At 75.2% G+C, this 1133-nt stretch carries 2 protein-coding genes and 1 pseudogene; 2 read left to right on the forward strand and 1 reads right to left on the reverse strand.

The window, feature by feature from the left end:
• A partial coding sequence (locus MXD58_RS25160; RefSeq protein WP_250610128.1) for an RNHCP domain-containing protein occupies positions 1-302 on the reverse strand: 302 nt, incomplete at its 3' end.
• A gap of 213 nt (positions 303-515) precedes the next feature.
• On the opposite strand from MXD58_RS25160, the gene MXD58_RS25165 reads away from it, so the two are divergent.
• Positions 516-824, forward strand: coding sequence for a DUF3263 domain-containing protein (locus MXD58_RS25165; RefSeq protein WP_248839200.1), 309 nt, complete (start codon positions 516-518; stop codon positions 822-824).
• Positions 825-831: 7 nt separating this feature from the next.
• Positions 832-1133, forward strand: a pseudogene (locus MXD58_RS25170) (LytR C-terminal domain-containing protein); the annotation flags it as partial.

Consider the following 1133-nt stretch of genomic DNA (forward strand, 5'->3'; position numbering starts at 1 on the left):
CGCGGGGCGCGGCCCCCCCCGGCGCGCAGCGCCTCGCTGTCGTCGGCCGGCCCGGTGCGGTTGCGGCGACGGTGGCCGCACCGCTCGCAGACGTGCGTGAGCACTGTGTCGTGCGCGCGGGCCTCGACCGCGACGGGCCGCATCACCCCGCCGCAGTCAGCCGCGCGGTCACCGGGATGCACGTCGACGTGCCGCGAACACAGGCAACGCGGACAGTGGTTGGTGTAGCCGTCACCGCGCACCGACGCGCCGCAGACGAGGCAGTCGAAGTCCTCGGTCGTGCGGGTGAATCGCCGGCTCATCGAACCAGCGTAGAACCGTCCCGGCGAGGACCGTCCCCGTTGCGCGGGATCGTCCCTCTACGGCACGGGTGGAGCCGCGACGGCCCATCGAGGGGGACGAGCGGGATTGTCGGACCCAGGGGGTGAAATAGTGGGCGGCGCACCATACCGGGCGTGGCAGTCCAACGCCTGGCCGCGCCCGTTGTCTCCGCCGCGTCTCGAGGAGGTCCCGCTGTGCAGGCAGCCGCTCCCCTGCCCGCCGAGCCGCCCCGCGGGGCCGGCGGGCCGCCCACCGGGCTGTCCGACCGGGACCGCCGCATCCTCGCCTTCGAGCAGGGCTGGTGGCGTCATCCCGGCGCCAAAGAGGAGGCGATCCGCGCCGAGTTCGGCCTGTCCTCGACGCGTTACTACCAGATCCTCAACCGGCTGATCGACTCGGCGGCCGCGATGATCGCCGATCCGATGCTGGTCCGGCGGCTGCGGCGGCTGCGCGACCAGCGCCGGGCGGCCCGGTCCGGCCGCCGGGGCCAGGGCGGGGAGTAGAGCCCGCATGACGCACGGCATACACGCCCCGGGACGACGCCGGGCCCCGTCGCGCGGTCCCGAGCGGTTGCGCGGCGTCTGGGCGGGCGTCATCGCGATCCTCGCCGTACTCGCCGGCATCCTGCTCGTAAACCTGCTCAACGGCGCGCCGGATCCGAAGCATCCGAGCGCCCCGGTGGTGGCGCCGCTTCGCACGCCGGATGGCGCGGTCCCGGGCTCGACCCGCTCGGCGACCCCGTCCGCCTCACCGAGACCCCGCCCTTCGTCGCCGAGCCCGTCGCCGACCCGACCGGCCGAGAAGCCGCCGCC

Origin of the sequence: Frankia sp. AgKG'84/4 (genome assembly GCF_023242965.2) — a bacterium.
Taxonomy (GTDB): Bacteria; Actinomycetota; Actinomycetes; order Frankiales; family Frankiaceae; genus Frankia.